At 59.7% G+C, this 2,357-nt stretch carries 3 protein-coding genes; all 3 read right to left on the reverse strand.

Annotated features, from left to right (window positions below; translation table 11 throughout):
• Positions 1 to 31: 31 nt before the first annotated feature.
• Genes tnpC through tnpA form a run of 3 tightly spaced genes read right to left on the reverse strand, consistent with a single transcriptional unit; the run spans position 32 to position 2,257 of the window.
• Entirely contained in the window at positions 32 to 1,558 is a 1,527-nt protein-coding gene (tnpC, locus tag ACYP2A_RS10635) for an IS66 family transposase (RefSeq protein ID WP_459744956.1), read from the reverse strand.
• Between the two features lie 49 nt (positions 1,559 to 1,607).
• Positions 1,608 to 1,943 (reverse strand): IS66 family insertion sequence element accessory protein TnpB, encoded by a 336-nt coding sequence (gene tnpB / locus ACYP2A_RS10640; protein WP_459744957.1) that lies wholly within the window; start codon positions 1,941 to 1,943, stop codon positions 1,608 to 1,610.
• Positions 1,940 to 2,257, reverse strand: coding sequence for an IS66-like element accessory protein TnpA (gene tnpA, locus ACYP2A_RS10645; RefSeq protein ID WP_459744958.1), 318 nt, complete (start codon positions 2,255 to 2,257; stop codon positions 1,940 to 1,942). The genes tnpB and tnpA overlap by 4 nt, the downstream gene beginning before the upstream one ends.
• Positions 2,258 to 2,357: the final 100 nt, after the last annotated feature.

Here is a 2,357-nt window from a genome sequence, read left to right on the forward strand (position 1 = left end):
GTAAGCGGCCAGCGAACACACCTTGCACAGATCAGGCAGGTATCCACTGATGCGGCAGCAGTCGCTCGATCTCGCTGGCCCGCTGCGTTGGCAGTCGCATCAGCACATCTTTGAGATAAGCATACGGATCATGCCCGTTGATGCGCGCCGACTGGATCAGACTCATGATCGCCGCCGCCCGCTTGCCGCTGCGCAGCGACCCGGCAAATAACCAGTTGGAACGCCCGAGCGCCCACGGCCGGATCAGGTTCTCGATCTGGTTGTTGTCGATGGGCACAGCACCATCTTCCAGGTAGCGCGTCAGCGCTACCCAGCGTTTGAGGCTGTAATCCAGAGCCTTGGCCGTGGCCGAACCCTCGGGCACAAGTTCACGCTGGGCCAACATCCACTCATGCAGCTTTTCAGCGATGGGCACGGCTGTTTCCTGGCGTAATCGCCAACGGTCTTCATCGCTCATTTCCTTGGCGTGTCGCTCGACTTCGTACAGCCCGCCAATCGAGTGAAGCGCCTGCTCCGCCAATTGGCTTTTATTGGCGACATGCAGGTCGAAGAACTTGCGGCGCGCATGGGCCATGCAGCCGATTTCGGTGATGCCCAGCTCGAAGCTGGCCTTGTAGCCGGCAAAGTCATCACAGACGAGCTTGCCGTTCCAGGTGCCCAGGAAGTTACGCGCATGTTCGCCAGCACGGCTGGGACTGAAGTCGTAGACCACAGCCTTTAAGGCCGAAAACGGCGTCGTGCTGTAGGCCCAGACATAGGCGCGGTGGGTTTTCTTCTCGCCGGGTGCCAGCATTTGTACCGGCGTTTCATCGGCGTGAACCACGCGCTGGGCCAGCACCACTTCGCGCAGCGCATCGACCAGCGGCTGAAGCTGCACTCCTGTTTGACCCACCCACTGCGCCAGTGTTGAGCGCGGGATAGCCAGGCCGGCACGGCCGAAGATCTTTTCCTGTCGATAGAGCGGCAGGTGATCGGCGAATTTGGCCACCATCACGTGGGCCAGCAGGCCCGCCGTGGGGATGCCCTTATCGATTACTTGCGGCGGCACCGGCGCCTGGATCAACGTTTCGCACTGCCGGCAGGCCCACTTCCCACGGACGTGATGTTCAACGGTGAACACGCCCGGCGTGTAGTCCAGCTTTTCGCTGACATCTTCACCGATGCGCTGAAGCTGGCAGCCGCACGCGCACTGAGTGCTGTCCGGTTCGTGATGGATCACAGTGCGAGGGAACTGCGGCGGCAGCGGCGCACGCTTGGGTTGCTGGCGTGGTTCTGTCTCTGCGGGCGCTGGATGAAGGGCTTTTAACTCGGCCTCGATGGCTTCGAGGTCGGTATTGAGCAGGTCCTCAAGCAAGCTGCCTTGCGCCGGGCTGATCTGCTCGCTGCGTTTGGCGAACTTGTGCCGTTTGAGGATGGCGATCTCGTGAGTGAGCTGATCAATGATCGTTTCATCACGATGGATCTTTCGGCCCATGGTGTCGACCCTGGACATCAACTGCGCAGCCAGTGTGCGCAGTTGTTCGGGAGTCATCTGGTCGAGATCGGGCAAGGAAGTCATGCCGTGGATTTTACCAAAGCAGCCCGAGTGCTACAGCTGAAAGGAGCATTTAAAGCAATGTAATTGCGCCGCCCGCACCGACTCGTTGCCAAGGCAATCCAAGCACCAGCGCCTGGAGTTGTTCGGGGTCAAGTTCGACCTCCATCCCACGATGGATGCCTGGCCAATGAAACTTACCTTGGTTCAAGCGCCGCGCCGCCAGCCAGATACCGACGCCGTCGTGCACCAGGACTTTCATCCGGTTGGCCCGGCGGTTGGCAAAGAGGTAAGCGCAGTGCGGCTTCGCCACACCGAACACCGCGACCACTCTGGCCAACGCGGTCTCAGTGCCGGCGCGCATGTCCATGGGCTCGGTGGCGAGCCAGATGACATCGATACGAATCATCGGGCCAGGCCACGAATAAAACACGCACAGCCGTCCGGATCTGAGGCTGGCCATTTTACGGTGATGGATTTATCGCCCAGAGGCAGCGAGATGATCACCATCTCTTCTAATGCTCGCCTTGGTGCCGTTGTTACCGGAACGAAAGCCGGCAAGGTTGCAGGCGATTGATCCCGGTAAGCCGGTAGCCACTTGCGGATCACGTTGGCATTGATGCCGTGATGGATGGCTACGCTGGAAATTGTCGCTCCGGGTTGCAGGCATTCCTGGACGACCTGGGCTTTGAATGGTTTGGGGTAAGAGCTTCGTTGGCGCATGGAAATCCTGGCGATAAGGGCGATGGTGTCCGCTTAAAAATACGCGGACACCATCGCCCTTAATGCTGGAGTTCGGTAGGTGTGTTCGCCATCCGCTTAC

It is taken from the genome of Pseudomonas sp. 3A(2025) (genome assembly GCF_054589175.1).